Raw genomic sequence first — 24,847 nt, 5'->3', positions numbered from 1 at the left:
CAGGAGAGAGAAGTGACCGACGAAGCAGTGACCGACGAGAAGAGGCTCGAGTTCGCGACGCAGGCCAGACAGCTGCTGGCCCTGTTCAATGAACCGTTCTGGGGCGCGACCCGCGAGCAGACCGACGAGATGCATCTCGCTGACTATTGCGAGACGCTTGCCAAAGGCCGGACTGATCTCGGCTTGGCGGAAGAGACGGCGATGCACGCTGTCATGGGACCTGGCGACATCGTCTACGCCTTCACCGGCAACACACCGAATGCCGGCGATCGCGCGAAGGCGATGGTCGGCTTCATCAACACGATGCCGTTCCTGCTCGATGCGCTCGAAGAGCTGATCGATCTGAAGCGGACTCACTCTGCCCGCGTCACCGAGCTGATCACCCACAACTCCGAGCAGCTCATGGAGAACAGGGCGCAGCGCGACACGATCCGTCAGCTCAAAGCGACTGTCGCTTTCCTGATGCAGCAGATCCCGGGGGTGCAGGCAGCATGATCGTGTTGGATGACTGGCGCGAGGTTGCGGTCCTCGCGTTCATCGCCGTGCTGCTGTTGGCGCTCGTCGCAATCTTCACGGACGCCACTGAGCCGACCTGTCCCGCAGGATCGCATGCGCAACACACTCGAAGCGGCTGGTACTGCGTCGTTCCGCCGCAACAATCCAAGTGATGAAATCGAATTGAAGGAACTGCATGACCATCTCTGCAAAGAAGATTCTCCACAGCATCACGCCGTGGGGAAAGGAACTGAAAACGGTGCTTGCGCGATATCCACGGTTCATCCATGCAGAAGAACTGACGCACCGCATCCTGAGCACGTCACCCGAAGAAATCGTAGTTCAAGCGATCGCCGATGGATTGATGTACGACCGCAACCTCTCTCGCAATGCATCCAGCTCACGCGCGATACCGGTCAAGCGGTTGATCGACGACATCCTGTTCGACACAGCGATGCCGATCTCCTGGGGCAAGAACCAGCGTGGCATGCAGGCAGGCGCCGAGCACAACGCTTCCGTCTCGATGCGCGTTCCGGGCTACAAGGATGGCTCCGACGCCCTGGAGATCATCGAGGTCAACTTCACACGCGAAGAGGCTTGGTTGCATCAGCGAGACCAGGCCATCGCGATGGCTCGCGCCTATGATGACGCCGGCTATCACAAGCAGATCGTCAACCGACTGCTGGAGCCGTTCGCGCACATCAACGTCCTAATCACCGCTACCGAGTGGGACAACTTCTTCGAACTGCGCGACCACAAGGATGCCCAGCCGGAGATCGAGGCGCTGGCGAAGGCGATCAAGGGTGCGTTCGAGGGCAGCGTTCCGGAAACGCTTCAGCCCGGCGAGTGGCACCTCCCCTTCGTGACCGACTACGAGAAGGAATGGCTGGATCTGGAGACCCAGAAGAAGGTCTCCGTCGCCCGCTGTGCCCGCACCTCGTACCTAACGCATGAAGGAAAGCAGCCGCTGGTCCACAAGGACCTGCAGCTCTACCACGACCTGGTCGGCGCCCGTCCGCTTCACGCTTCGCCGGCAGAGCATCAGGCCACACCGGACGTCTGGAGCGATCCCGACTACGCGGGTGAGTTCCGCTGGGCTCAGCCCGAGCTGCACGGCAACCTGGTCGGCTTCGTCCAGAACCGGAAGATCATCGAGAAGGTGATCGCATGAAGGTCGCGCAGGCCTATTACTCGACCGCGGTCGAGCACAAGGAGATGCCAGGGTGTTACCTGGCGACCTTCGCGATCCCAGGTGATGCCCCGGCTTGGGTCCTGGATACGGACGGGAAGCCGAAGACCTTCAAGCGACCCGACGATGCAGAACTGGCAGGCTTTAAGGTGATGGTCGCGAAGCTCAACCGGGCTCGCGACGTCCAGAGCTTCCACACCAGGAACGGCTTCAAGCGGAGGGGCGGCATCAAGGTCTTCCGCTCCTCCGAGCCGGAGCAGAAGCACACCGTCGAGTCGGTGTTTGGGAGGAAGCCATGAGCGGTGAGCACTGGATGAACGTGACCACTATCGACGACCAATGGGAGGTCGAGATGGACGCCTATCGAGACCCCTCCTCCCGCGGAGCATGGCGACACCGGCCGATCAGCTTCAGCGGCATCACCACAGACTGGATACCCGGGCGACCGCCGAGCGGCCCCTACGCGAAGAAAGACTGAGACCATGACCCAGACGACCGAAGTGACGCAGGACAACGAGGACGGGATCAGACCGATGATCTCGATGTCCCAGGTCCTCAAGCGGATCCCGTTGAGCCGATCGACGATCGAGCGGAAGGTGAAGGAAGGCACCTTCCCTCAGTCCTACCCGATCGCGCCAATGCGCGTTGGCTTCTTCCTCGACGAGATCGTCGAATGGCAGAAGCAGCTAGTCGAGAAAGCGGCTGCGAAGGCAGCGTGAGCAAGAGGCCGGGTGATCCCCGGCCTTTTTCTTTTGTGGATTCGACTCAAGAAAATTGCGGACCCCGTGCGGACCCCAGGCTATATTTGCTTCCACGCTGTTTTTGGCCAGCGTCAGAAGTGCCTGATTTTGTTGAAGGATTTGGTCGGGGCACGCGGATTCGAACCGCGGACCTGCAGTACCCAAAACTGCCGCGCTACCAGGCTGCGCTATACCCCGAATGTCCAGCGAGCCCTGTCGATACACGCTTCCCAAAGCGCCAGCAAGCGTCCTAAAGGCGCCGGCAAGGCCGGGAAGGCCCTACCGGACGGCTCTATTTGCTGCCGAACAGCGGGTGGCCGACGCGGTCGCCGGGGCGGATGCCGTATTTCTGCGCCGTTCCCGCCACCACCTCCAGAACGGCCCGCGCGGGGCCCTTGGACGAGATGATCTTGGTCGACAGCGGCTCGGTGTTCTCGGCAATGCGCAGGATGCGGCCGTCGGCGCGGATGAAGATCATGTCGAGCGGGACATAGGTATTCTTCATCCACATCGACACTTCCTGCTCGGGATTGAAGTCGAACAGCATGCCTTTGCCGTCGGCCAGCTCCTTGCGGTACATCAGGCCGGTCTGCTTCTCCTCCTCGGTCGTTGCCATCTCCACCGAGAACACCTGCACGCCGCTTTTGGTGACGATCTCGAGCGGCTGGAAGCTCGCGGCTCGGACAGGTCCGCCCGCCACGACAACGCCGGCGATGAGCAGGATGGCGGCAAGCCAGCCCTTCGCAACGGACCAGACAGCCTTTCGATCAAGATTCATGGGATGGCACTCAGGGCGTGGGAATGGAACAGTCCTACGCGGCGACCGCCCGAAAAGCCAGAGGCGCGCCGGTCAGCCGGCGCGCCTCTGCTCACGATTGCGGGAATTGGCGATCCTGCCGCCGCTAGTGCGACTGCAGTCCGGGCGATCCGGTCTCGGGATGGATCTCGGCCGCCATCATGCCCTTGGAACCAGGCCCGAAGCGGACCAGGACATATTGGCCGGGGCGCAATTCGGTCATGCCGAAGCGGCGCAGCGTCTCCATGTGCACGAAGATGTCGGGCGTGCCCTCGCCGCAGGTCAGGAAGCCGAAGCCGCGCAGCCGGTTGAACCATTTGACCTGGGCCCGCTCCAGCCCGCTGGTCGGGGTGACCGTGACGTGGGTGCGCGGCGGCAGCATCTGCGCCGGATGGATCGCGGTCGACTCATCCATTGAGACCACGCGGAAGGCCTGGTAGCCCTTCGCGCGCTGGATGCATTCGACGACGATGCGCGCCCCCTCATACGCGGTCTGGAAGCCGTCGCGTCTAAGCACGGTGACATGCAGCAGCACGTCCGGCCAGCCATTGTCGGGAACGATGAAGCCGTAGCCCTTCGACGCGTCGAACCATTTGATGACGCCGTGGACTTCGACGAGGTTGGCGCTGGCCTCGCCAAGGCCGGTGAACGGGCTGAGCCCGCTCTCGCGGCCGCTGCCGTGCTCGCCCGGCGTCATGCGCCCCGGCGACGTGCCCTGTCCGGGAACTCCAAGCTTTTTGGACTCAAATCCGTCCGACGACCCCATAACCCCGGACCCCACACTGCCATGCAACCCGCCACATTGGCGGCGCTCGAATCAAGCGTCTTAAGAGAATGTTCTCAATTCGACGCGACGCGAATCTTTCGACTCAAAAGATAACACTCCCGGTTGCGGCGCATAGACAAAAAAGAGATTCGCCGGAACCTATGAACAGCTTGCACAGCCGCGAATCAAACTAACGCCTCAATTGCCGACAAAGGGTCCGAGCGTTTCGCCGATGTCGTGGCGGATGACGAGGTCGGCGATGTCGTCCTGTTCGGTCGGCTCGCGATTGATGATCACCAAACGTGCACCCGCGCGCTTCGCCATCATCGGAAAGCCCGCTGCCGGCCACACCACGAGCGAGGAACCGATCGCGATGAAGAGGTCGCAGGCGCGCGACAGCGCGGTTGCGCGCTGCATCTCCTCCTCCGGCATCATCTGGCCGAACGAGATCGTGGCGGTCTTCACCGGCTCGTCGCACTCGGTGCAGTTGGGAGCGCCGTCCTGGTCGAATCGGCGCTTCACCCAGTCGAGCTGATAGGTCTGCCCGCATCCGACGCATCGCGCATAAGTAGTATTTCCGTGAAGTTCAATCACGTGCTCGTGCGCGAAGCCCGAGACCTGGTGCAGATTGTCGATGTTCTGGGTGATGACTGCGGGGACCTTGCCGGCGCGGTAGAGCGAGGCGAGCGCGCGATGGCCGCGGCCGGGCCTTGCCGCCGCGAAGGTCTCCTCCATCGCGAAGCGCCGGCGCCAGGATTCGTCGCGGGCCTCTTGGCTCGCAACGAATTCGTCGAACGGGATCGGACGGTTGCGCGTCCAGATGCCGCCCGGCGAGCGGAAGTCGGGGATGCCGCATTCGGTCGAGATGCCGGCACCGGTGAACGGTACGATGGTCTTCGCCTCGGCGATCATGTCGCCGAGACGTTCAACGCCGCTGCGAAGATCCGATGCAATCAATCGCACGCCTCCCGCTTTGGTCTTGCGCTAGCTGCAAGATGCGCAAGCGACAAGATTGTTGACGCTGTTATCAACTGCGAACGCAGGCGCGCTCGGCAATTTTTTCCGCCCATCGCATATCACAATCCTGCAATGCCTCCTCCCCATTGACGCCCCAATCAGAAGCGCCAATGCATGTGTTATGCGACTCAAGGCCCGGTGCGGCGGCAGCGCTTGAGGACACTCGTAAACACGACCCTGTAAAAACAACCCGAGTAACATCGTCCAAGTGTGAACAGAGGGGATGGACATGACCGAAGACGAACAACGCAAGATCCGTGAACGCGAAGAGATCGCCGCCCGTGTCGCCGCCTTCCGTGCCACCCAGGAGAAGTTCAAGCGCGAGCGCGAAGAGTATTTCGTGTCGACGCTTGAGAACGCACGCAAGGTCGAGCGACCCTCGCTCTGGCCGTAGCACGCGCCTGATCGCCACGCATGAAAAAAGCCCGGAGCATCGCTCCGGGCTTTTCACTTACCCCCGCCGTTACCAGTGACGGTAATAGTGGCGGCGATAGTAATACGGTCCGTCGCCATAATAGGCGTACGGGCCAGGTCCGTAATAGTAGCCCGGGCTGTCATAATAGCCGTAGCCAGGGCCGTAATAGCCGTAGGGGTGGGACGCCGCGATCGCGCCCGCGGTGATCGCGCCGGCGGCAAGACCGAACGCGAGGCCCGGGCCGATGCCGCGGCCGCGCGCCTCGGCAGGCGCAGGCGCCGCCACCGCGGTCACGCCGACGGCTGCGACGGTGGCCAGAACTGCCAGTGTCTTTTTCATGAGCTCCTCCTTCGCGTCTGGGGTGACAACGCGAGTGCCGTTTGATGGTTGCGCGCGGCGCGGAACCGGAGCCGGTCAAAAAAAATCGATGCGAGGCGGAACGAAATCGCCGTGCGGCGGTTGGAATTGCAAGTGCGAAGCCTCCGCTATCCGGTGAAGGCCCAGCACGAAAGCCCCGTCAGTATCCTCCGCGATGCTGGCGGGGTTTTTGTTCCACGGGAGCAAATGGGCAGCAGAGAACAACGGCTGCCAGCGGGGCGGAAGGCCGAGGAGGAAGGATTGCCGATATCCGCTTTGCTTGCCCGGATCCGCCGGCTCGTTCCCGGATCCGGCGATCGACATTACGACGAGATCGTCCGCAGTTTCGGTGTCGGCGCGCTGCGCCCGCCGCCGACGCCGATGAGCGACGGCGAGCTGGCGCGGGCCATCGCCGAGTTCCTCAGGGAACAGCCCTCCTCCGAGTCCGTCGCGACCCTCGGCCGGCGGCTCGATCCCTCCTCCAGGCTCTAGGCGGACTTCTTGCTAGGCGGATCTCTTTTGCGCGAGCCGGGAACAAGCGCCGCGCATGCAAGTTGAGGTTGTCTTCACGCAAGTGAGGTCCGACATGTTCGACATGCCCGTGTGGCTCGAAGTCTTGCTCAACCTGTCCGGCTATGCCGGCTTCGTCGCGCTCGCGAGCCGCGGCACCTCGTGCCCGCGCGCAGCGGCCGACGACCGGATCGGTAGTGACGAGCGCTAGTTGGTGTGCGGCGCCTGGCCTGCCGTGCGCACCAGCCGGTCGGCCTTGACCGCGACGCGCGTGTCCTCGGCTTGCTGCCGCAGCGAAAAACTGATCAGCACGAAAGCGAGACAGAACAGCGTGCCGACGATCGCAACGCGCCGGTAGGTGTGGCGGTCGCCTTGATAAAAGGACGGCTCTGAAAAAGGTGTCATGGCAAAGTGGCTTCTTGGCAAAGTCGTTTCTTGTCGTTGCCAGACACCTACTCCAACCCGCGGCAAGCGCAACGCGATTGGGCTTTTAACCTAACCGAATAGGGTTATCGTTTCCCGCGCAAGCTTTCGTTAGGAGTTGGCGCAGCGCCGTTTGGATCTCGGCGAGCCGCTTGAGGCATCGCGCGATCGCCGAGGCAGGCCCCCCTCGCCGACCGTTTTTGTTCCATCTTCACCTGCATTTCGTTCTCGAAGAACGAATCGGAATCGAAGAAATCGGCGCGGAGCAACTCTTAACGGGTGGTGTCGCGCGCGAAGATTCTCGTCACATCGTCTCGGCCGGCGTCGATCGCAGCGGCAGCACCTGCGGCACCGATCGCGCGCCGTTGCGCAGTCTCGCGTATGGCCTTGCACTCCTGTCAGACCAAAACACCTTTGCGATTTCGGCGAACATCCCGATCAACCAGCATGCATCCATGTCGCTCTCTCCTCGCCCATCTCCTGCGCGGGAGACGAGAACGGCACTGTGCGAGACTTCAGGCTGTCTCGTTCTGACACGCACGCTCGCATCGACATCGAGGACGCGCAACTTGTTCTGCATCCGACTCCATTTCGTTCTCGAAGAACGAATCGGAGTCGGGAAAATAAGCGAGAATCGATTCCTAACGATCGATGAAACCGCGTGCGCTCACGTCTTCGCCGGCAGACATCTTCGGTGGTGAAATATCGAGACCGCCGCAACCACGATGGCGATCTCGTGCGCCATCGCGGCCGGCGTCCGCCCGCGCGCGCATCACGCCGCGCGCTTCTCCTTGGCCTTCTCGGAGAAGCATTCGAGAATCTGGATGCGGAGTTCTTCTGCGGCCGGCCCCTCGACCTTCCTGAGCTCGTTCCAGAGTCTGATCACTTCGCGCTGTTTTTCGACGGTCATGAGTCACCTCCCAAAGGATTCCAAAAGATGATGGCCCATAGGAACAAAATGAGAACAAAAAGTCCAGCCCTCTCGCGCGATTTCCCACGCCCATCGTCTTGAACCTTTTGGGCGCCGCAAAGACCCATCGAGGCTGGGGATTTCAGCGCCCAGTCATACGGCAGCGCCGCCTGACGAACATACTCCGTCACGGCGGCGCTGTTGCTTTTTGGATTTTCTACCCCAGGTTTGATCTACGGCTGACGGCCAGGCGCTGAAATCCCATCGCCGTCAGTTTGGAAAACCCCGCGCGAAAGCGCGGGGTTTTCTCTTTCTCTTCTTCGGAAGGCTGAACCTTTTACTGGGCTGGCGCGTCTCATTCCTGAAGCTTCCCCCAGGCTTCATCCCCATCAGAAAGCCCCGCTCCCCCCAGGCGGGGCTTTCGCTTTTGCGGACATCGCGCCGCCCAAGACAAAAACAAAGAGACAAAACAAAGAGCCCCGCTCCGACATCATCGGAACGGGGCTCTGGGCACGCAAGCGGTGCGCGATGGCAGGATCAGACGGCGTCCTTGGCGACCTTCAGGGGCGATGCCTTCACCGACTTGCTCGCGGGCTTGGCCGCAAACTGCATCGGCTCCTTGGTGAAGGGATTGACGCCCATGCGGGCTTCGGTCGCCGGCTTGTTCACGACCGACATCTTCACGAAACCGGGAATGACGAACTCGCCGGACTCGTTGAGCTCCTTGTAGCCGACCGTCGCCATGTACTCGATGACCGACTTCACGTCGTTCTTCGCAAGCTGCGTGCCCTCGGCAATCGCGTCGATCAATTGAGTCTTGGTCATCTTCGCCATGTCAAACGTCCTTCTGAATGGGGTGCGCGCGGGCTGTGGGGTAACCGTGCCGGGCACGCGACAAAGCCGCGCAGCGCGCTTTGTGTTCATGCCAGCGGTCAGGAAGTCACCGGGCTTAGAACCCATCGGGGCCGAAAACGCAAGCCGCAGTTTGACGTCGGTTCCGCCTGTTTCGGCGGGATGACAGCGCTTGCATCGACCCGCGCCGAATCGAATTCAGCAATGTCCATAGAGGGTTCTGCCGGTTCGCCAGCAGGCAGCAGCGATGCCCGTATTAGCCGAAGTCACGAAAGCCCCTAACCGGTTCTCTTTCGAAAGCATTTGTTGCATAGTGGCGCATGGCCAAAACAAAAGTGACGTTTAGAGCGGTCCGGATCGCCGATGGCGACTGGAAGATCCTGGCGGACTACCCCGACCACGAGCAGCGCGAAATCACCGGATTTACCAGCAAGGCGGATGCCGACGACTGGATCAACGGCGATCGCAAGATCGCGTGGCTCCGGTCCCAGGGCTACGCCAAGTGACTTAGCGCAAGTGACTTAACGCAAGTGACTTAACGCAAGTGACGTAGCGCTCGCGCGCGAAAACGGCGTTCACGGGCGGCCGCAAGCCACCTCATCCAGCCAGCTCAGCAAGACACCTCACCGTGAAACCTGTGGTTCGAGCCGTGTTGTTGACACTTCAGTAACCCAACGCATCCAAGCTCCCCTTGGTATCGTTGCGTTGGAGTATCCCCACAGTGCTGGATTTTCACGAGCTGCGTGAACTCGCGGCCGATGTTCGCGTGTTTGTCGATGTCGCCGAAGACAAGGCCGAGGCGCTCAGAGCCGTCATCGCGGCCTATGACGTCGTGCTGGCGATCTTCCCTTCCGAAGAGGGCATGGGCCTCCACGTCATCAAGGGCAAAGCGATCCTGGACAAGATCGCCAAATCACGCAGCCATGCGACCTACAGCCATACGGCGATCGCGGTCCCTGACCTCGAGCATGCCGAAGTGCTCAAGCTCCTGACGGCGCCTGCCGAGCAGCGGATCGCTGCCTAAGCGCAGACGGCGAGAAATTCAGCGGCGGGCCGCATCAGGTTCGTTCGCCGTTGCTCGGCGCCGAACAGGTCGAAGCCTCGGTTCTCGGGAGCCGAGGGCCTGCCTAGCTCTCGCTGGGCAAGCCATCGCGAACCATCCCGCCGACGGCTCCGCCCAAAATGACGGACACTGTGACGGGCCATACAGCCGCCATCACGATGACAGCTCCAAAGCGAACGTCCCTGTTGGGGCGATCGTAGGAGTCCATGGCCGTGAAAACGAACAGGGCAATCAGGCAACCGATCGCGTATTTCTTCTTCCAGCTCATGTGATGAGGACCTTATGAAGCCGAGCATTGGTCGCGCCGGCTTTTCCGTGGGTTCATCCGCGCCGTCGCGATCCGGTGGCCGCGCTAAATTCGTTCGCCCGATAGATCCGGCCTGCCAAAGCCCGCTATTGCGGCATAGAGAAAGGCTGCCAAAAGGCACGAGGAGAAAGCGATGGCCCAGTTCCAGCCTGTCGAGCCGTACGAGACTGGATTGCTGGATGTGGGCGACGGCCACCAGATCTACTGGGAATGTTGCGGCAATCCCGCGGGCAAGCCGGCGCTTTTCCTGCATGGCGGTCCGGGCACGGGCTGCTCTGTCGGTCAAAGACGATTTTTCGATCCTGATGTCTACAGGGCTGTGCTGTTCGATCAGCGTGGCTCCGGTCGCAGCCTTCCGCTCGCAAGTCAGTTGGGTTCGAACCTGGCAAGCAATACCACCGCTCACCTTGTCGCGGACATCGAGAGGCTGCGCGAGCTGCTCGGTGTCGAAAGCTGGATCATCCTGGGCTTGTCCTGGGGAACCACGCTTGGCCTCGCCTACGCACAAGCGCACCCGCGACGCGTGAAAGCGATGCTGCTCGGATTCGTGACGACGACATCGCGTGCAGAGGTGCAATGGATCACCAACGATGTCGGGCGCATCTTTCCAAGGGAATGGGAGCGCTTTTCCGAGACTGTCCCCCGGCATCTCCGCGACATGCCGCTCGTCGATGCCTACGCAATCATGCTTGCCGATGCCGACGAGACCGTTCGCGACAGAGCTGCCCGGGCATGGTGCGAGTGGGAGGATGCGCACGTCTCGCTCACCCCGGGACATCGGCCAAATCCCCGATTTGACGACGCGGAGTTTCGATTGCGATTTGCGCGCCTGGTCACTCACTATTGGCGCCACGCCGCATTTCTCGAAGAGGATCAATTGATCCGCGACGCATCGAGATTGAACGGCATTCCCGGCGCCCTGATCCACGGCCGGTTCGACGTCAGCGGACCGTTGTCCACGGCGTGGCAACTGCACAAGCGATGGACGACGTCCAGGCTGCATATTCTCGAAGACGCCGGCCACGGCGGCGGCCATGAGTTCATGCCTTTGGTCATCAGGACACTGAATGAGTTCGGAAAGCTGTAGGCGGGTGACGGTGCGTGACCGCCGGGCGGGCGAATGAATTTAGAAGGAGACGTGCACTCAACTCCAAATGGTAGCAGGGGTGAGTTGGGTGCACTGTCGCCGCAACTCTAGTTATTCATCAGGCTCGATGACAATACGCCACCGCCGCTTGACTGCGCCATCACTGTTAGTCTCGCTTTCGAACCGATTATCATGCAGCGCGCGAACCAAAGCCTCTAAGAGAAATTCGTTCTCGCTGTTAAATATTGTTGGCGTTGGCCCTGGCTGAAGAGCGGCCGTGAAAACTGCCACAAACCATCCGAATGAAATGAGGCCTACGAAGGAGTTAGCCATCGCGTGATACGGCCGATGTCCGTCTTCGGGGCGATGTCGCCAAAACCCACGGTCGTGAAGTTGATTACAGTGAAATAGAGGCTGGAAAACCAATTGAAAGGCTGAATCTGCTCACTGCGCTCGAACCAAAAGAATAGGCTGGCTGAAATCAGGATCAACACGACTATCACTAGGAAGGAAAAAGCGATCCAACGTTTGTTTCTTCTGATGTCTCTAAAAACAGCTCGTCGATCACCAATATGGAGATGAGTTAAGAAGATGGATGACATTCCGTCCTCCGAAAAATGCCCTGATTATGGTGCGCGCATCGAATCGGACTCCAAAGAGTGGTTTTCTTAGAGGCCGAGTGACCCCTGCGGAGTCAGCTTGAAAGCTAGCTGCTTCAAGATTTCCGCTCGCATCTCGGGACCTTTCGCCACAGACTCGGTTCCGCCTAGCTCGGTGTAGGTTTTCATCGCCATCGTGGTCAGTTCGGCGAACAACGGCGGAATGAACGCTTTGGACGCAAGCGGAAGGAGTGCCGCGAGCTCTTTATCCGTCGGAGGCGAAGCCTTTTTCAGATAGGTGCACGCGACGGCCATCGAGACGAAGTATCTGAGGACCGATTTCCATTGCTTTAGATCCGTGCGGTCCGTCAGATAGCTTTCGACTTGGCGACAGATCAGAATGCTTGTGATGAACATGTCCCTGTTATGTGACTCGTTGAAAATGCGGGTATAGTCGCTCTTCAGCACCCTCGATGGCGTCGCATACGCGTTGTTCGGCTGTTGCAAGAGAAGGGCCATCACCGCTCTTGCAAGAGTTTGGATACTGACAATGTGGTCGACGGGCTTTTTTAGCTCTCGATATTCTCCCTTTCGACGCTCATAGAACAACCCGTAGAGACGAAATTTCTCAATGAATTGGATCGGTCGCTCGCAGGGATACCTCATTGATGGCGGTCTGCGAATTGGTGGCGCGGATGATCTTGCTTCGAACGTGCTCGTCGGGCGGAACGATAACGCGGACCAGCACGTTCCGTGCGTCGCTCAATTCTGGCTGTGTCTTGAAAAATTGGAAAATCTCGTAGGACGTCTGCAATCCGTTCACCACCTCGGGCTTTTCGATGACGATCCTGTTGCCAACGACGCTGCACTTTGAGGCGAGTATTGTGACGCCGTTGTTCAGCCACCAAAATTCAGGAGCGGTGGCTTCTGCAAGAGATTGGCGAATGGCTCGATTTACAACGTTCTTCGTTCCTTGGTAGTCGCGCACGTTCGGCTCGAGCATGCTTCTCCTAAGATTGCCGTGCTCGTCGCGAAGCAGCTTCGCTAAGCTGCCCAGCTTGACGAGGCAAACGGCGGAGCCGTCGTCTGCCGTAAACTGTTTCGAAATATCCAATGTTTCGGTAGTGTTTGGAGTTCGGCGAGCGACCTCCACCAAGCGCTGAGCGCCCCAGAACTGGAAGCCGACATCGGCATTCGACAGCTGATCTTTGACGTACTTCTGCAAAGATAGAGACACGTGTGGCTACTTTAGGATTCGGAGACTGATCGCTTTTGGTAGCATAATGAAAGCTGACCTTCATTGTGTGGGGGCGTCATGCATCTGACGCGCGTCACCCATGTTGATGCCCCTCCTTGTTAGGCTGACAGATTCTTAGATCAAGTTGCGCGATGACGTGGTTTCGAAGGTCTCCGATGGCGTGAAGAACGGATGGTGTATTCGGGAAGAGATAGGCGCCGCTGGGCTGGCGATCAATTAGCAAACGCTTGGTTCGGATCTGAACATAGAGCCAGTTTACTGGAATCTCGAGCCTTCGGGCCAGTTCGGGCGGGCTGAGGTATGAGTCGTCATGCTCCCATCGGCTGCGCTGGGCAGTTACCTTGATGGCGGCGGCACGACGGAGCCGCCCAACGGTGATAGGCAGCACCTTATCGGCGCAACGGGGAGAGCGGTGACCTTCCCGAGTAAGGATTGTGGCGATCTTGTCGTCTGGGACGCCGTCGCGAGCGAGCGTCAGAAGGCGTTCCCGCATCTCTGTGCCTCGCGTCAATCTGGTGACGGAGTTGACGCTCATCTTCACTTCGAGCTCCGTCACGGCGCCTCCCCGCCAGACGATCCTAGCCAGGGCCAAGTCGCGCTCACCGCGGTCGAGAACGACCTTTTCGATGAGACATCGCAACAACGCCTTGCGATGCGCATCCGAGATAGTCTCGTCACCCCATATCTGCGGGAGGCGGCCGGTGAGGCTGATGACCTTGTCGTTGAGCTCCTTGCTTATGGCCACTTGTGTGATGGCTTTGGGCGGCGTCTGTCGGGCAAGCGCCTCTTCGGCGGCGCGCACGTCGTTTAGCGCCGCTTCCCATCGACGCTCGAGTTCCGAGGCGACCAACCGATTATCTGGATCAGCTCGGTTGAACTGCCGTTCGGCGAGCGCCGCCGTGTATCGCTTGCGCTCGAGCTCTCGTTCTGCACTGGAGCGTAGCGCATTGTTCGTCTGCTGCTGCACCCGGCGGGAGCGCGACAAGGCATCGAGTTCGGCCGGCGCTAGTGCGGTTAGGAATGCGTCGCCAACGGCTGCATCGATATGGGCGGCGCGGATGTGTTGGCAGGTTGGCTGACCTTCCTGGGTACGCAGGTGATTGCATACATATTCGCCGCCGCCCTTGTAGCGGACGTACATCTTATGGCCACATCGTGCGCACCAGGCAATGCCGTGGAGCAGGAGCTCGCCATTGCGAGGCGCGCCGCGGGTTTTGATGCGCATGTATTCGGCTCGGTTATCTCTGATGACGGATCGGATTTTTTCATAAATTGGCCAGTCGATATAGGCTGGATATCGATCTTTAACGACGATCCGCCACTCCTCCATCGGCCGCGGAGCCTTTTGTGGCAGGGCCCCCTCCCGCTTCGGCGGCCGGAAGCGGGTTCGTCCATAGACAAAGGCGCCCGCGTATGCGGGGTTCTTCAAGATCGCCGCGACGGCAGCCAGCGTCGCGCGCGTCCAGCACAAATCGCCATATCGATCACGACGCGGCAGTTCCAGGTCACGCTCGTTCAACGCTCGCATGACCTTGGCAACGCTGCGCAGCTGCAGGAATAACTGGAAGACGAGACCGAGCCGCCCTTGCACGGCCATGTCGGGATCCTTAACGACCACACCGCTCGGGTCCCGCATCAGCCCGATTGGCAGCATAACCGCAAGTTCGCCGCGTTCGGCTTTGGCCAGCAGGCCGGCGGTCAGCCGGCTGCGGATCGTATGTAGCTCAAGCTCGGAGATCGAACCCTTCAGCCCGAGAAGCAACCGTCCGTTGGGAGTGCCCGGATCATAGACACCATCGCGGTCGGCGATCAGGCAGCCACGTAGACCACAGATATCCAGGAGCGGATACCAGTCGGTACAATTACGCGCCAAGCGGGTCACGTCGATCGACAGGATGAGTCCCACTTCACTCAGGCCAACACGGCCAACGAGTTCCTTGAAGCCGTTACGCTGTGCTATAGACGCGCCGCTCAACCCGAGATCGGCATCAATCACGTCGATGGCCGCCTCACGCCATCCGAGTTCGCGGGCGCGCTGGCGAAGCGCGTATTGAAGGCGCAGGCTCTCCTGATTGCTTACGACCTGATGGGGCGTCGACTGCCGGATGTAGACTACGGCTTTGCGCGCCAAGTGGCTTGGTGTGACCAGCTCGGACTTCATGAGGGATCTCCGCCAAAATTGCGGCGACGTCTTCGACGATCTGGCGTCGGAGCGCGGGCGTCAGCGTCGACCAAAGATCGGCTGGATCCATGCTCATGTGCGTCGGGACAATCCGCTGTCGATAAAAGCTCGAGTAGAGCCTCCATACTCAGCTTAATCTGATTTGCCTCTTGCTCATAATATTCGATTGCGGTTGCTTGAATCAGAAGACTGCTTCCTGCGCGATACTCAACTTCATACGAAGCGGGAATGCCTCGGCCTCGCTGACCGATCTTCCTAATCACTCGATATGAGCGCCCCCACAAAGGATGGTGGGGGTCCCGAACCTCGACCACCTCCGGAAATGATTCGTCAGACTCACTATCAGGGACATTCCTCAATCCCCTCGTTTGAAGGGCTGAACTGGAAGCGAGTGGGCGAACGGATTGTCGCGACGCCAGCTGCGGCGAACTGACTCAGACCCGACAACCTGTTTCGCGCGGGGCTTTGGGATGATAGCTTGCGGATGTGCCGCCGTCCCCCATTGATCCCGCCCGTCTTGCAGCGCTGCCCGCCGATTTGCGCGCGCTCTTCCGCGCGCAGGAAGCGATGATTGAAGCCGAGCGTCGTCGCGCAGACGATGAATGCTCGGCGCGCCTTCATGTCGAGAGTGAACTGGCTGCGTCCAAAGAGAGCGTCGAACGCCTCGAACTGCTCGTGAAGGAGTACGAGCGCGCACGTTTCGGTAAACGCTCGGAAAAGTTCAATCCCGATCAGATGCAACTGGTTCTCGAGGACATCGAGATTGCCATCGCCGAAGTCCAGGAACGCCAGGACGATCGTGCGCGCCGCGCCGGCACGGCGCCGTCCAGCCGCCGGACCAGGCGCGCTGCCCGTGCCTTTCCCGCGCACCTGCCGCGCATCGAGCAGGTGATCGAACCCGAGAACCTCGAGTGTCCCTGCGGCTGCGGCCGGATGGTCCAGATCGGCGAGGATCGCTCCCGCCGTCTCGATGTCATGGCCGCCCAGTATCGTGTGATCGAGACGGTGCGACCGCGCTACGCCTGCGCAAAGGGCTGCACCGGTGTTGCTCAGGCGCCGGCGCCCGCCCATCTCGTGGAGGGTGGCATCCCCACCGAGGCGCTGCTGGCGCAGGTGGCGGTCGCCAAGTTCAGCGAGCACATGCCACTCTATCGTCAGTCGCAGGTTCTGGCTCGGCATGGCATCTTCATCGATCGCGCCGTTCTGGCAGACTGGATGGGAACGGTCGCCTTCCACCTCGCGCCGCTGGTCGAGCGCATGAGCGTCGTGATGAAGCAATCGGGCCGCTTGTTCATAGACGAGACCAGGGCGCCTGTGCTCGATCCGGGCCGGGGCCGAACGAAGACCGGCTATCTGTGGGCTGTCCTGCGCGACGATCGCGGCCACGGCGGCGCTGATCCACCAATCGTGGTCTACCACTACGCGCCAGGACGCGGTGGTGACCATGCTGAGCGCATCCTCGAGGGCTTCGACGGCATCCTTCAGGTCGACGGATACCAGGGCTATCATCGGCTCGCACGGCCCAAGCGCAAAGGCGGCGTGCCGCTGCGGCTGGCCGCATGTTGGTCCCACTCAAGGCGCAAGATCATCGCAGCGACTCCGAAAGCCGGCTCACCCATCGCCGAAGCCGTTCTCGCGCGCATCGCCGCACTCTATGCGATCGAGAAGGAGATCCGTGGCGCCGACGCCCCGGCTCGGCAAACGACCCGTAACGAGCGATCACGGCCGCTCGTCGCTGAACTCGAGAGGTTTCTGCGCGAGCAAGCCGCTCGCCTGTCGCCGGGCAGCGAGATGGGCAAGGCGATCGCCTATCTCCTGAACCATTGGGATGGCCTCACCTTGTTTCTCGACGATGGTTGCGTTGAGATGGACACCAATCCCGTCGAAAATCAAATCAGGCCGCTGACTCTGACGCGTAAAAATAGTTTATTTGCTGGTCACGACGAAGGTGGTCGTTCATGGGCGCGCATAGCTTCGCTCATCGCCACCTGCAAAATCAACAGCGTGGAGCCCTACGTCTGGATGAAAGCGACGCTCAAAGCGATCGCAACCGGTCACCCGCAGTCCCGGATCGACGAGCTCCTGCCCTGGTCGTTCGGCCGCACCTCGTAATTCTCCGTCGTTGCCGCCTCCATACCCCCCGCCAACGATTTGCAAACACGTTGATCAACAGACTGCAATCCCCACGCCAAACCTTTGCGAATGGGACGCGAACGTCGCTTACGTTGGAACTGATTTCGATCAGCGAGGCGGCCCGGAAGTTCGGGGTCAACAAAGTCCAACCTGAACCGTCAGGTTGAGAGCGGCGCCGTCCGGTCGCGTGGCAGAAAAGTCGCGTTAACTGAAATAGTTACGGATCGCTCTGCTGCCGTCAATTGAGCGCGGCCCCACCGCGGGCCAGCCAAGCACGTCTCCGTTCCCCCGGAGGGGGCCTTGGGCGAGACCTCCGTTAAGATCAAGGCACTGTCGGCAGCGGCAAACCTATCGTAGTCATTTCTTGGCGCTCAGTATCAGTCAGCAGGCAACCATTCACCGCGGAGTTTGCCTTCAGCTTATCCCAGTTCACCGTGAGATAGCCCCAATAGAGGGCTCGCGCGTCCCACCGCGTGAACACCTTATAGAACATGTCGAGCATTCCGCTGCACATACTTCCTAGGTTGTTCGACAGTAGCACCAGCGATCGGCGTCGCCTCGGTACCCCCTGTGAAGAAATTCGTCAAAGCTGAGCCGACGTTAGTAAGGAAGTCGCTCTGCTTGACAGGTTGATTGGGCGTCTTCTGGAAGGCCGCTATCAGCTTCTGCGCGACAGGCTTAGTACAACCGGAAGAGTCGCACAGATCAAGCGTGATTATGAACGTACCGCCGGGCTGTTGACTTCCGAAAGCTTTTTCAAACAGCACGTTGTACCACTGCGCGCGCTTTTCCGGTGCACTTGTTCCAGCCCCGGTATAGCTGATCACCTTGAACGTCACCCTCCCGTAGTGCCAACCAGTTGAGTATTGTCCGGCCATTGGCTTTTCGGTGACCGCGGGCGTGTAAAACTGCTGCCCTTGTGCAAGGGTTGCTCCGAGCAAAGTTAGTGAAAACCCCAAACCGACAGATCGCATGAAAGCCCCCAAAATAAACGAAAAGGAAAATTTGATTTCAACCGTAGATTACAACCAATTACGATAGGTTGTCGCTCTCCGCAACTCAGATTTCATGCCTTCGACATGACTGCACGATCGCAAATGCCGGTAAGGCAGCCGCTCTCGTGGTAGACATCGATATTGGCTTTCTCACTTCGGCAAGCTCTGTAAGATCTCTTCGTGATGCAGCTCTCGGGCTGTTTTGCACTCACGCGCATGTGCACGCGCCCCCTGCCCCTCATCCCATTTTGCTGCTATTCATCGCTCCCGCCCGAAACCAAAAACCCTCCATCCGTTCAAGGGAGCAACAACCATGCGATACCTCCACACCATGCTGCGTGTGCGCAATCTCGATGTCGCGCTGAAGTTTTATCAGGATGCGCTGGGGCTGAAGGAGGTGCGGCGGATCGAGAACGACAAGGGGCGTTTCACGCTGGTGTTCCTGTGCTCGGCTGACGATCTCGAGGCGCTGAAGAAGCAGCCGCAGACGCGCGGCGCGCCGCTGGTCGAGCTCACCTACAATTGGGACGAGGAGAAATACGGCGAGGACCGTTTCTTCGGCCATCTCGCCTATGAGGTCGACGACATCTACGCCACTTGCGCGCAGCTGATGAAGGCCGGCGTCACCATCAACCGTCCGCCGCGCGACGGCAACATGGCCTTCGTCCGCTCGCCCGATCTGCACTCGATCGAGCTCTTGCAGAAGGGCGAGCCGAAAGCGCCGCAGGAGCCGTGGTCGTCGATGCCGAACACCGGCCACTGGTAGGGCCTTTTCCATAGGAACAAGCCCTCGCCGCGCACGTTCACTCCTCGACAAGATGATTGGAGGAGGACGCAATGGGACGAGGATTGTTGTTGTGGATGCTGGGCGTGCCGATCCCGGTAATCCTTCTGCTGTGGCTGTTCTTCGGCCACTGACGAGCTGGTTCAACCTGCAATGAAGGCTCTGCCGATGGCGGAGCTTTTTGCATGAGGGGCGCGCCGCAAACGCCGTCGTCCGGCACAGGAAATTCCGCTATCACCCGCACAATTGAAAACGCCGCGGGAGACGCTTCATGCCTGACACCAAGCTGACGATCTGGGGCCGCGCCAACTCGGTCAACGTGCAGAAGGTGCTGTGGTGCCTCACCGAGCTTGGCCTTCCCTACGAGCGCATCGATGCCGGCATGCAATACGGCAAGACCCGCGAGGCCGAGTATCTCGCGATGAACCCGAATGCGCGGATCCCGACGCTGGTCGAAGGCGACTTCGTGCTGTGGGAATCCAATTCCATCATGCGCTATCTCTGCCTCGCGCATGGACGCGGCACGCCGATCTATCCGGACGCGCCGAAGCAGCGAGCTTCGGTCGACCGCTGGCTCGACTGGACACTGTCGGCGGTGCAGCCGGTCGACCGCCCGGTGTTCTGGGGCGTCGTGCGCACGGCGCCCGCCGAGCGCGACATGATCCAGGTGCAGCGCGATGCCGATGCCGCCGTCGAGGTCTGGGCGATCGCCGATCGCCTGCTCTCGACGCGCCGCTTCATGGAGGGCGACCAGTTCACGCTCGCCGACATCGCTGTTGGATCCTATGCGCGGCGCTGGCTCGGCGTCGAGGGCATCACCCGGCCGGCGCAGCCGAACCTGACCCGCTGGCTCGCCGAGCTCGGCAAACGCCCCGGCTTTGCCCAGTTTGTCGCACCGCCGATGTCGTGAGCCGCTGGCGCGGCTTAAGCTGCGAAGAGCGCGCAAGGAATCGCCATTTTGGCGCACGCGGCCGGCGGCATCGCCGCACTTGACGGCTACTGTGCATGGGGTTGTTTTCGCACTTTTTGTTTTGACGGCCGCGCCTAGAGCCAGCCGCGCTCGACGAGCAGCACGCAGATGATCAGCACCAGCGTCACGACAGCAGTGGCGAGCCGCGCCGGCCAGCTCAGGCCGCGGCCGACCCACCACAGCAGCGCGCAATACATCAGCACGGGGACGACGATATCGAGCCGCAACAGATCCGGCGGCATGCGGCTTTAGCGCCGGACCGCGCCGTCGACGCTGATCGAGCCGCCGATCTTCACGCAGGTGCCGGTGCCTTCGACCATGTGGTAGCCACGGCCATAGGACGCGCATGCGCCCGCCTTCGCCGTCCCGCCCGTGCCCTTCAGCGGCAAGGTCTTGCCCGCCTGCCGCGGCTCGGCAGCCGGAAGGCGCAAGGGCTCTGCCGCGGCTGCGGACGTGGCCAGCAACGAGATCAGGATGAGGAGCTGTGTGCGCATGCGAGCGTTCTAGCCCGGCGAGGTGCCGCGCGCCATCCGGGTCGCACTAGGTGGATGTCAGATGAACTTGATCCCGGCCGACTTGCCGCGGCGCCAGACCACCTGGCAGTTCCGCCCGGTGCGGGCATCGCGCGCGAAGGCCAGCCGGATCACGCCCGGAAGCTGGCTTGCGTCCTCGTCCAGGGTGATCTTGGCGCCCGAGCTCGAGATGTCCTGGACCAGGCAATGCCGCGCCGCGAACCCGCCGTCGAGCGTGATCCAGGCGTGCTGCGACAGCAGCTTGCGGTCTGCGCGCTTCTTGGGCGGTGGCATTGGCGTGAAATCTCCCGCTCCAGCGCTACCTCAGGGAGCCCTAAGAAACCGTTGAAATCGGGTCCGAATCATCCCCTCGCCGGCGCTGTCCACGGTTCCAAAAGACCGTTCCCGAACGGCTTGCCCACGGGCCGAAAGGACACTATACGTTCGCCCGCTGCAAGCCGCCGGGCACGACTCGCGCGGCCGCGGCCGTGCCGTCAAAAGCGGCGGGGCTTAGCGTTTGCTCCCTTCGTCTATCGGTTAGGACGCCACCCTTTCACGGTGGAGAGAGCGGTTCGATTCCGCTAGGGAGCGCCACCATCAGAATTTTCCCTTGATTTTGCTGCCGAAAAGCACTCCCAGCGACCCACTTTTTGGAACGTCTGTTCCGGTGGGTCACATTGGCATCTCTCAATCACTTTCTTAAGATCGTTCCCATGAGCGCGCCGATCACGATCAAGAAGCACGAAGCCGTTCCCGACGCCGGCAGCTATGAGGTCCGCTTCGCCGACGGCCGGCCGAGCGTCTATTTCTACTGGGACGACCTCCCCGGCCGTCGACTTCGGCCGGATCTGCTGGCGCGCAGCGAGGCTGAGGCCAGGGCCAAGGAACTGGCCCGCGTCGAGCGTGACAAGCTCGCCGGCGCCAGCGCATGAAGCACGTCGAGGCCCGCCCGTTCGCTGATCCGCAAGCCGCCGCGCGCAAGCTCCTCGAGCTCGCCGCCGGCATCGAGCCAATCAACGGGCGGATTCACATCGAGAAGATCAACGGGCCGTTCCTCTCAAAGAACGGCTGCAATGGCACAGGCGCGGAATTCGGCGCCGGCATCCGCTACGCGGTCGAGAAAGGCTGGCTCGACCTGCATGAGAGCGGGACTTACGTCCGGCTTCTGGTTCCGCGTCAGTAAAGCAACATTACCGACATCCACGTCGCCAGCGACGCGCAGAGCCAGCCTGACGGTGGGAGAACCGCCAGATTGAAGAAAAACCCGCCGACCTTGTGAGCCGGCGGGGAGTAACCGCTCACTTCTTCAAGCAGAGTCCAACCGTTGGTGATGTCCCACACTTTGCGCCGTCCGCGCCGCCGCCGCTTGGGCAGAACACAGAAACAAGCGTTTCGCTGCTGTCGCAGTTGACCGCGCCATCAGCCTGCACTGCGCGGATGTTAGGCCCGCCCTGGTCCCCCTTATCGCCCTTCGGCCCTTGAGATCCCTGTGGACCTTGAGCGCCGACGGCTCCTTGGGGACCAGGGACGCCCTGAATACCTTGGGCGCCTTGCGGGCCGGCGGGACCTTGTGGCCCGGGATCGCCCTTCGGTCCGGGATCTCTCCCGCATCCTGCAAGTGCCAGGGCAGCGACGAGCGCTACAGCGGTTGTCAATTTCTGCATGTTTCTCTCCCTCTCAGCGGCGCCATTAAACCGGTTGGAGGTAGCTGCCGCAATAGAACGCCCGCCAGGCTAGACGGGCGGGGCCGACCAGCGGGGCGACGCCACGCGCTCGCACGATGGCTCGACGGAAGCGCAGGAACTAAGGCCCCCAGGTCAGCGTAAGAATCTCGCTGGCTCGCAGCCCCGAGCTGGCGGAGCGGCCTCGGCCTGCCTCAAAAGCCCCCCCCCTGAAGCCGGGGCCGTCTCTCCGCCATTGTTTGTGTTGGAGTTTGCGTATGCGTTCCTCGCCCTCGATCGTGCCGACTGATCGCCTCGACCGCGACATCTATCTGGTTCTCGAGGACTTCGGCGTCCGCGCCGGCTGCGCCTGGCGCGAGACCGACGAAACCGACACCGACCTCGAGACTATTCTCAGGCATCTGCTGTCCGGCCAGTACGCCTATCCGGTCCGGATTGTGTGCTTCAATCCGGGTGAAGGCTGGTCACGGGACGCCACATCCGACGTCGCAGACGCCCTGGCGCAGCGCGCAACTGATACCGACACAGAAGTCCCGTCCGCGCTGCAGGACTTCATCGCCGCCAACGCCACCAGGCGCATCGACGTGCAGCTCGCGCTGCCGCTGCCAGGTGCCGCGTGATGCCAGCTCGAGGAAAGAGCCGCACGACGCTGGCAGGTTTCCGACTTCGGGGCATATTGCGGGCGCCCCTCACACGCCGCGTGTCACGGCGCGACGTTCACAATAATTGGATCTTGACCGAGCCACCGTTGCCGCACCGGGTTAGTTCCCGTATAGGCTACCGGCTGCCCAATCTCTCAGTGTGCCAATGCGTTTCGTCCCCCTTCTATTCTTGCTCCTGTCAGGCTGTTCTTCAATTTGGGCAGACACCTCGTTGCCGACGCCCGAGGCCCCGCACGAAACGTCGCTATCAGATAAGACTTTGCGGGAAGGGATTGCCCAGGCTGCAGATGACGCGCACCTGCAAGGCCCAATCGAAACATCCTCGCTCCGAAAAACCAATCTCGGTCTGGGCTCATCTTTTGTCTGCCTGAGAGAGGCAAAACCGACCGCTGGCAAGCCGTCTTCACCCTACTCCGTGTTCTATGAAGGCGACACCTTCAAGGGTGCCCGACTATCCGCCATTTCGGAAGAATGCGAACGGCAGGCCTATGTGCCCACCGAAAAGGTCGACCTTCAGGCTGCAAAGTTGAAAGGTTGCGCAATGCCGGACAAATCTTGCGCGCCCGCGCGGCGGTCCTGATTTTTACTGCCGCGCGCTGGCTAGCTCGCGTTGAAATCGACGTAGTAGTTTTCGCCGATTGAGGACATGATGCCAATTCAATCCAGCCGCTCGACGCGCACGAGGCCGAGCCCACCAATCTGAAGTGTATCGGCGCCGGCGCGGCCGAGGTCGACGCAGCGGCCGGCGATGAACGGCCCGAGGTCGGTCGAGAGCGCCTCGATCGAAGCGCCATTGCGCAAATTCGTGATGCGAAAGCGCCGGCCGAGATCGGCGCGCGAGGGCCGCGCGATGGTGTAGGGATCGCTCGCATAAGTGTTGAAGATTGCGCCCGAGGCGGTGCGGCGGCCGTGATACCCATCACCGACGCCGTATTGCGAGGCCACGCAGACCTCGGCACGCGCAGGCGCGAGGAAGGTGACCGTCAGCACGGTCGCAATGATGACAGATGACTTCATTTCAAAGTCACCGTCACGAAATGCGAGGCGATCCAGAGCAACGTCATGCCGCCACCGCCGGACAGCACAACGTAGATCCAGCGGCCGGCCTTGACCGCGCCCTGCGCCTGTAGCTTGGCGGCCTCGACACTATCCACGATCGGCTTCATGAAGGCGATATCCGAGATCGCCGCTTTGACCAGACCGTCGAGCGTCCGCAGCTCCTTGAGAACGCCGTCAATCTTCTGATGCAGATCGCGTCGGCCGAGCGAGGCCTTCTCGTCCTGATCGCGCCATTGATGGGTCAGGGTCTTGACGGTCGATTCCAGCGCCCCGATCGCGCGCGCCATATCGCGGAGCGCTGCTTCCGTCGTCTCGGTCATCCTGAATGTTCCTTGGCAAGAAGGCCGCGCGGCGCGCGATTGCGCCGCGCGGGACGTGATCAGCTCGCGCCGTCCTCGGCGATCGCGGCGGCCGCAGCCGCCTCGAAATCGGCGTCCCATTCGACCTCGAGCTGCTGCAGCTGCTCGAGCTGCGCCGCCGTGGTCGACGGGTCCGCCTTCAGTGCGCCGATGATGTTGCGGACGATCGGGACCAGGTCCTGATATTCCTTCACCACCACGGGCACGATCTGGATCAGCGCCGCGACGATCTTCTCGATCAGCGCGGCGTTGGTGCCGGCCGGGACCAGCGCGGAGATCAGGCTCAGGATCGTTGTCAGCATCGCGGTCAAGACGCACCTCCAATCTGGTATTTGGCGTAGGCAGCCTGCAGTGTGGCAATCGACGCCTGCAGCGCGTCGTAAAGGCCGCGCGGGCCGAGCTCGCCCGGATGGTCTTTGAGAAACTGCTGCAGATTGTTGCGGGCGACCCGGCCGGAGCGAACGGCCGGGATGATGACCTTGGTCGCCGACGGATCACGGCAGACCGGCGTGGTGCCATTGCATTTGGCCAGCCGCAGATAGTTGGTCGCGGTCACCTCGAGACCATCGAAGATGTTCGAGGCGACCAGCACGGCCTGCGGATTGACGGTGGCGCCGGACACGGCGCTGACGACGGCCCCGACCTTCTGCTCGATCGCCTGCCATTGCGCGCAGCCGCCGAGCGCAAGCGCGAGGCTGGCCACCATCAGGATGCGTTTCAGCATG

General features: G+C 61.3%; 40 protein-coding genes and 2 tRNA genes. 20 read left to right on the top strand and 22 right to left on the bottom strand.

What is annotated here, in order from left to right; all coding sequences use genetic code 11:
* Positions 1–12 precede the first annotated feature (12 nt).
* The 6 genes from ACFLEY_RS21965 to ACFLEY_RS21940 are packed head-to-tail and all read left to right on the top strand — an operon-like array spanning position 13 to position 2,403.
* Complete coding sequence (locus ACFLEY_RS21965; RefSeq protein ID WP_396604801.1) at positions 13–495, top strand: hypothetical protein; 483 nt, start codon at positions 13–15, stop codon at positions 493–495.
* Complete coding sequence (locus tag ACFLEY_RS21960) at positions 492–668, top strand: hypothetical protein (RefSeq protein ID WP_396604800.1); 177 nt, start codon at positions 492–494, stop codon at positions 666–668. The genes ACFLEY_RS21965 and ACFLEY_RS21960 overlap by 4 nt, the downstream gene beginning before the upstream one ends.
* A gap of 23 nt (positions 669–691) precedes the next feature.
* Complete coding sequence (locus ACFLEY_RS21955) at positions 692–1,666, top strand: hypothetical protein (protein WP_396604799.1); 975 nt, start codon at positions 692–694, stop codon at positions 1,664–1,666.
* The gene (locus ACFLEY_RS21950; RefSeq protein ID WP_396604798.1) at positions 1,663–1,983 is read left to right on the top strand and encodes a hypothetical protein; all 321 of its coding nucleotides are present in this window, start codon (positions 1,663–1,665) and stop codon (positions 1,981–1,983) included. Before ACFLEY_RS21955 ends, ACFLEY_RS21950 begins: the two co-directional genes overlap by 4 nt.
* Positions 1,980–2,162: a hypothetical protein gene (locus tag ACFLEY_RS21945; protein ID WP_129557581.1), complete on the top strand. Its 183-nt coding sequence runs from the start codon at positions 1,980–1,982 to the stop codon at positions 2,160–2,162. The genes ACFLEY_RS21950 and ACFLEY_RS21945 overlap by 4 nt, the downstream gene beginning before the upstream one ends.
* A 4-nt stretch (positions 2,163–2,166) precedes the next feature.
* Entirely contained in the window at positions 2,167–2,403 is a 237-nt protein-coding gene (locus ACFLEY_RS21940; RefSeq protein ID WP_060911940.1) for an AlpA family transcriptional regulator, read from the top strand.
* Positions 2,404–2,545: 142 nt separating this feature from the next.
* On the opposite strand, the gene ACFLEY_RS21935 is transcribed toward ACFLEY_RS21940, so the two are convergent.
* The 4 genes from ACFLEY_RS21935 to ACFLEY_RS21920 all read right to left on the bottom strand — a co-directional run bounded on the left by ACFLEY_RS21935 (position 2,546) and on the right by ACFLEY_RS21920 (position 4,943).
* Positions 2,546–2,622: transfer RNA gene (locus ACFLEY_RS21935), tRNA-Pro, on the bottom strand.
* Positions 2,623–2,716: 94 nt separating this feature from the next.
* Positions 2,717–3,202, bottom strand: coding sequence for a DUF192 domain-containing protein (locus ACFLEY_RS21930; protein ID WP_011087183.1), 486 nt, complete (start codon positions 3,200–3,202; stop codon positions 2,717–2,719).
* A gap of 124 nt (positions 3,203–3,326) precedes the next feature.
* Positions 3,327–3,986, bottom strand: coding sequence for a cold-shock protein (locus tag ACFLEY_RS21925; protein WP_027542689.1), 660 nt, complete (start codon positions 3,984–3,986; stop codon positions 3,327–3,329).
* A 198-nt stretch (positions 3,987–4,184) separates the two neighbouring features.
* A complete protein-coding gene (locus tag ACFLEY_RS21920; protein WP_028171327.1) occupies positions 4,185–4,943 on the bottom strand; it encodes an NAD-dependent protein deacetylase in 759 nt (252 codons plus the stop codon).
* A gap of 289 nt (positions 4,944–5,232) precedes the next feature.
* Between ACFLEY_RS21920 and ACFLEY_RS21915 the strand changes: the two genes are divergently transcribed.
* Positions 5,233–5,397, top strand: a complete 165-nt coding sequence (locus tag ACFLEY_RS21915; protein ID WP_164933808.1) for a hypothetical protein — start codon at positions 5,233–5,235, stop codon at positions 5,395–5,397.
* A 69-nt stretch (positions 5,398–5,466) separates the two neighbouring features.
* On the opposite strand, the gene ACFLEY_RS21910 is transcribed toward ACFLEY_RS21915, so the two are convergent.
* Positions 5,467–5,757 (bottom strand): hypothetical protein, encoded by a 291-nt coding sequence (locus ACFLEY_RS21910; protein WP_060911939.1) that lies wholly within the window; start codon positions 5,755–5,757, stop codon positions 5,467–5,469.
* Positions 5,758–5,868: 111 nt separating this feature from the next.
* On the opposite strand from ACFLEY_RS21910, the gene ACFLEY_RS21905 reads away from it, so the two are divergent.
* Together ACFLEY_RS21905 and ACFLEY_RS21900 are read left to right on the top strand one after the other, a co-directional pair.
* Positions 5,869–6,267, top strand: a complete 399-nt coding sequence (locus tag ACFLEY_RS21905) for a hypothetical protein (protein ID WP_231166471.1) — start codon at positions 5,869–5,871, stop codon at positions 6,265–6,267.
* 94 nt (positions 6,268–6,361) lie between these two features.
* Positions 6,362–6,496, top strand: coding sequence for a hypothetical protein (locus ACFLEY_RS21900; RefSeq protein WP_396604797.1), 135 nt, complete (start codon positions 6,362–6,364; stop codon positions 6,494–6,496).
* On the opposite strand, the gene ACFLEY_RS21895 is transcribed toward ACFLEY_RS21900, so the two are convergent.
* The 4 genes from ACFLEY_RS21895 to ACFLEY_RS21880 all read right to left on the bottom strand — a co-directional run bounded on the left by ACFLEY_RS21895 (position 6,493) and on the right by ACFLEY_RS21880 (position 8,452).
* Complete coding sequence (locus ACFLEY_RS21895) at positions 6,493–6,690, bottom strand: hypothetical protein (RefSeq protein ID WP_011087178.1); 198 nt, start codon at positions 6,688–6,690, stop codon at positions 6,493–6,495. The two genes, ACFLEY_RS21900 and ACFLEY_RS21895, sit on opposite strands and share 4 nt — an antisense overlap.
* A 322-nt stretch (positions 6,691–7,012) precedes the next feature.
* Positions 7,013–7,288, bottom strand: coding sequence for a hypothetical protein (locus tag ACFLEY_RS21890; RefSeq protein ID WP_129557580.1), 276 nt, complete (start codon positions 7,286–7,288; stop codon positions 7,013–7,015).
* A 192-nt stretch (positions 7,289–7,480) separates the two neighbouring features.
* The gene (locus ACFLEY_RS21885) at positions 7,481–7,618 is read right to left on the bottom strand and encodes a hypothetical protein (RefSeq protein ID WP_171901269.1); all 138 of its coding nucleotides are present in this window, start codon (positions 7,616–7,618) and stop codon (positions 7,481–7,483) included.
* 537 nt (positions 7,619–8,155) lie between these two features.
* Positions 8,156–8,452, bottom strand: a complete 297-nt coding sequence (locus tag ACFLEY_RS21880; protein ID WP_027542683.1) for an HU family DNA-binding protein — start codon at positions 8,450–8,452, stop codon at positions 8,156–8,158.
* 353 nt (positions 8,453–8,805) lie between these two features.
* Here ACFLEY_RS21880 and ACFLEY_RS21875 point away from each other — a divergent pair, with 353 nt between their 5' ends.
* Both ACFLEY_RS21875 and ACFLEY_RS21870 read left to right on the top strand, forming a co-directional pair.
* Positions 8,806–8,976: a hypothetical protein gene (locus tag ACFLEY_RS21875; protein ID WP_396604796.1), complete on the top strand. Its 171-nt coding sequence runs from the start codon at positions 8,806–8,808 to the stop codon at positions 8,974–8,976.
* 215 nt (positions 8,977–9,191) lie between these two features.
* On the top strand, positions 9,192–9,494 hold the full coding sequence (locus tag ACFLEY_RS21870; protein WP_028171323.1) for a hypothetical protein: 303 nt from the start codon (positions 9,192–9,194) through the stop codon (positions 9,492–9,494).
* A gap of 103 nt (positions 9,495–9,597) precedes the next feature.
* Here the strand turns inward: ACFLEY_RS21870 and ACFLEY_RS21865 are convergent, their stop codons facing one another.
* Positions 9,598–9,801 carry a hypothetical protein gene (locus ACFLEY_RS21865; protein ID WP_028171322.1) on the bottom strand — a complete coding sequence of 68 codons (204 nt, stop codon included), beginning with the start codon at positions 9,799–9,801 and terminating at the stop codon, positions 9,598–9,600.
* Positions 9,802–9,973: 172 nt separating this feature from the next.
* Here ACFLEY_RS21865 and pip point away from each other — a divergent pair, with 172 nt between their 5' ends.
* Complete coding sequence (pip, locus tag ACFLEY_RS21860; protein ID WP_060911938.1) at positions 9,974–10,927, top strand: prolyl aminopeptidase; 954 nt, start codon at positions 9,974–9,976, stop codon at positions 10,925–10,927.
* A gap of 314 nt (positions 10,928–11,241) precedes the next feature.
* On the opposite strand, the gene ACFLEY_RS21855 is transcribed toward pip, so the two are convergent.
* The 4 genes from ACFLEY_RS21855 to ACFLEY_RS21840 all read right to left on the bottom strand — a co-directional run bounded on the left by ACFLEY_RS21855 (position 11,242) and on the right by ACFLEY_RS21840 (position 14,945).
* Positions 11,242–11,529, bottom strand: coding sequence for a potassium channel family protein (locus tag ACFLEY_RS21855; protein ID WP_082756855.1), 288 nt, complete (start codon positions 11,527–11,529; stop codon positions 11,242–11,244).
* 66 nt (positions 11,530–11,595) lie between these two features.
* Entirely contained in the window at positions 11,596–12,192 is a 597-nt protein-coding gene (locus ACFLEY_RS21850; RefSeq protein WP_082756852.1) for an AIPR family protein, read from the bottom strand.
* A complete protein-coding gene (locus ACFLEY_RS21845) occupies positions 12,155–12,751 on the bottom strand; it encodes an AIPR family protein (protein ID WP_060911935.1) in 597 nt (198 codons plus the stop codon). The genes ACFLEY_RS21850 and ACFLEY_RS21845 overlap by 38 nt, the downstream gene beginning before the upstream one ends.
* 106 nt (positions 12,752–12,857) lie before the next feature.
* Entirely contained in the window at positions 12,858–14,945 is a 2,088-nt protein-coding gene (locus tag ACFLEY_RS21840) for a recombinase family protein (RefSeq protein WP_049810452.1), read from the bottom strand.
* A gap of 588 nt (positions 14,946–15,533) precedes the next feature.
* Between ACFLEY_RS21840 and tnpC the strand changes: the two genes are divergently transcribed.
* On the top strand, positions 15,534–17,078 hold the full coding sequence (gene tnpC / locus ACFLEY_RS21835) for an IS66 family transposase (protein WP_224517700.1): 1,545 nt from the start codon (positions 15,534–15,536) through the stop codon (positions 17,076–17,078).
* Positions 17,079–17,581: 503 nt separating this feature from the next.
* Here the strand turns inward: tnpC and ACFLEY_RS21830 are convergent.
* Entirely contained in the window at positions 17,582–18,073 is a 492-nt protein-coding gene (locus ACFLEY_RS21830; RefSeq protein WP_129557579.1) for a hypothetical protein, read from the bottom strand.
* A gap of 334 nt (positions 18,074–18,407) precedes the next feature.
* Here ACFLEY_RS21830 and ACFLEY_RS21825 point away from each other — a divergent pair, with 334 nt between their 5' ends.
* Together ACFLEY_RS21825 and ACFLEY_RS21820 are read left to right on the top strand one after the other, a co-directional pair.
* A complete protein-coding gene (locus ACFLEY_RS21825; protein ID WP_060911933.1) occupies positions 18,408–18,860 on the top strand; it encodes a VOC family protein in 453 nt (150 codons plus the stop codon).
* 289 nt (positions 18,861–19,149) lie between these two features.
* The gene (locus ACFLEY_RS21820) at positions 19,150–19,788 is read left to right on the top strand and encodes a glutathione S-transferase family protein (RefSeq protein WP_396604795.1); all 639 of its coding nucleotides are present in this window, start codon (positions 19,150–19,152) and stop codon (positions 19,786–19,788) included.
* 134 nt (positions 19,789–19,922) lie between these two features.
* Here the strand turns inward: ACFLEY_RS21820 and ACFLEY_RS21815 are convergent, their stop codons facing one another.
* The 3 genes from ACFLEY_RS21815 to ACFLEY_RS21805 are packed head-to-tail and all read right to left on the bottom strand — an operon-like array spanning position 19,923 to position 20,654.
* On the bottom strand, positions 19,923–20,090 hold the full coding sequence (locus ACFLEY_RS21815; RefSeq protein ID WP_011087169.1) for a hypothetical protein: 168 nt from the start codon (positions 20,088–20,090) through the stop codon (positions 19,923–19,925).
* 6 nt (positions 20,091–20,096) lie between these two features.
* Positions 20,097–20,342 carry a hypothetical protein gene (locus tag ACFLEY_RS21810; RefSeq protein ID WP_060911931.1) on the bottom strand — a complete coding sequence of 82 codons (246 nt, stop codon included), beginning with the start codon at positions 20,340–20,342 and terminating at the stop codon, positions 20,097–20,099.
* Positions 20,343–20,399: 57 nt separating this feature from the next.
* Positions 20,400–20,654, bottom strand: a complete 255-nt coding sequence (locus tag ACFLEY_RS21805; RefSeq protein ID WP_028171312.1) for a PilZ domain-containing protein — start codon at positions 20,652–20,654, stop codon at positions 20,400–20,402.
* A gap of 225 nt (positions 20,655–20,879) precedes the next feature.
* Between ACFLEY_RS21805 and ACFLEY_RS21800 the strand changes: the two genes are divergently transcribed.
* The 5 genes from ACFLEY_RS21800 to ACFLEY_RS21780 all read left to right on the top strand — a co-directional run bounded on the left by ACFLEY_RS21800 (position 20,880) and on the right by ACFLEY_RS21780 (position 23,284).
* Positions 20,880–20,954 (top strand) — tRNA-Glu (locus ACFLEY_RS21800).
* 119 nt (positions 20,955–21,073) lie between these two features.
* Positions 21,074–21,292: a hypothetical protein gene (locus ACFLEY_RS21795; RefSeq protein WP_396604794.1), complete on the top strand. Its 219-nt coding sequence runs from the start codon at positions 21,074–21,076 to the stop codon at positions 21,290–21,292.
* Positions 21,289–21,543, top strand: a complete 255-nt coding sequence (locus ACFLEY_RS21790) for a hypothetical protein (protein ID WP_396604793.1) — start codon at positions 21,289–21,291, stop codon at positions 21,541–21,543. Before ACFLEY_RS21795 ends, ACFLEY_RS21790 begins: the two co-directional genes overlap by 4 nt.
* A gap of 756 nt (positions 21,544–22,299) precedes the next feature.
* On the top strand, positions 22,300–22,662 hold the full coding sequence (locus ACFLEY_RS21785; RefSeq protein WP_396604792.1) for a hypothetical protein: 363 nt from the start codon (positions 22,300–22,302) through the stop codon (positions 22,660–22,662).
* A 253-nt stretch (positions 22,663–22,915) separates the two neighbouring features.
* Positions 22,916–23,284 carry a hypothetical protein gene (locus tag ACFLEY_RS21780; protein WP_304553207.1) on the top strand — a complete coding sequence of 123 codons (369 nt, stop codon included), beginning with the start codon at positions 22,916–22,918 and terminating at the stop codon, positions 23,282–23,284.
* A 77-nt stretch (positions 23,285–23,361) separates the two neighbouring features.
* On the opposite strand, the gene ACFLEY_RS21775 is transcribed toward ACFLEY_RS21780, so the two are convergent.
* The 4 genes from ACFLEY_RS21775 to ACFLEY_RS21760 are packed head-to-tail and all read right to left on the bottom strand — an operon-like array spanning position 23,362 to position 24,846.
* Positions 23,362–23,721: a septal ring lytic transglycosylase RlpA family protein gene (locus ACFLEY_RS21775; RefSeq protein WP_396604791.1), complete on the bottom strand. Its 360-nt coding sequence runs from the start codon at positions 23,719–23,721 to the stop codon at positions 23,362–23,364.
* Positions 23,718–24,083: a DUF1515 family protein gene (locus tag ACFLEY_RS21770; protein ID WP_028174106.1), complete on the bottom strand. Its 366-nt coding sequence runs from the start codon at positions 24,081–24,083 to the stop codon at positions 23,718–23,720. The genes ACFLEY_RS21775 and ACFLEY_RS21770 overlap by 4 nt, the downstream gene beginning before the upstream one ends.
* Positions 24,084–24,142: 59 nt before the next feature.
* Entirely contained in the window at positions 24,143–24,433 is a 291-nt protein-coding gene (locus ACFLEY_RS21765) for a hypothetical protein (protein ID WP_396604790.1), read from the bottom strand.
* Positions 24,430–24,846, bottom strand: coding sequence for a hypothetical protein (locus tag ACFLEY_RS21760; protein ID WP_396604789.1), 417 nt, complete (start codon positions 24,844–24,846; stop codon positions 24,430–24,432). The genes ACFLEY_RS21765 and ACFLEY_RS21760 overlap by 4 nt, the downstream gene beginning before the upstream one ends.
* Between the last annotated feature and the right edge of the window lies 1 nt (position 24,847).

Origin of the sequence: Bradyrhizobium sp. YCK136 (assembly GCF_044570075.1) — a bacterium.
GTDB classification, from domain to species: domain Bacteria; phylum Pseudomonadota; class Alphaproteobacteria; order Rhizobiales; family Xanthobacteraceae; genus Bradyrhizobium; species Bradyrhizobium diazoefficiens.
The sequence above is the reverse complement of the archived record's forward strand: the minus strand, read 5'-3'. Positions and strand labels throughout refer to the sequence as shown.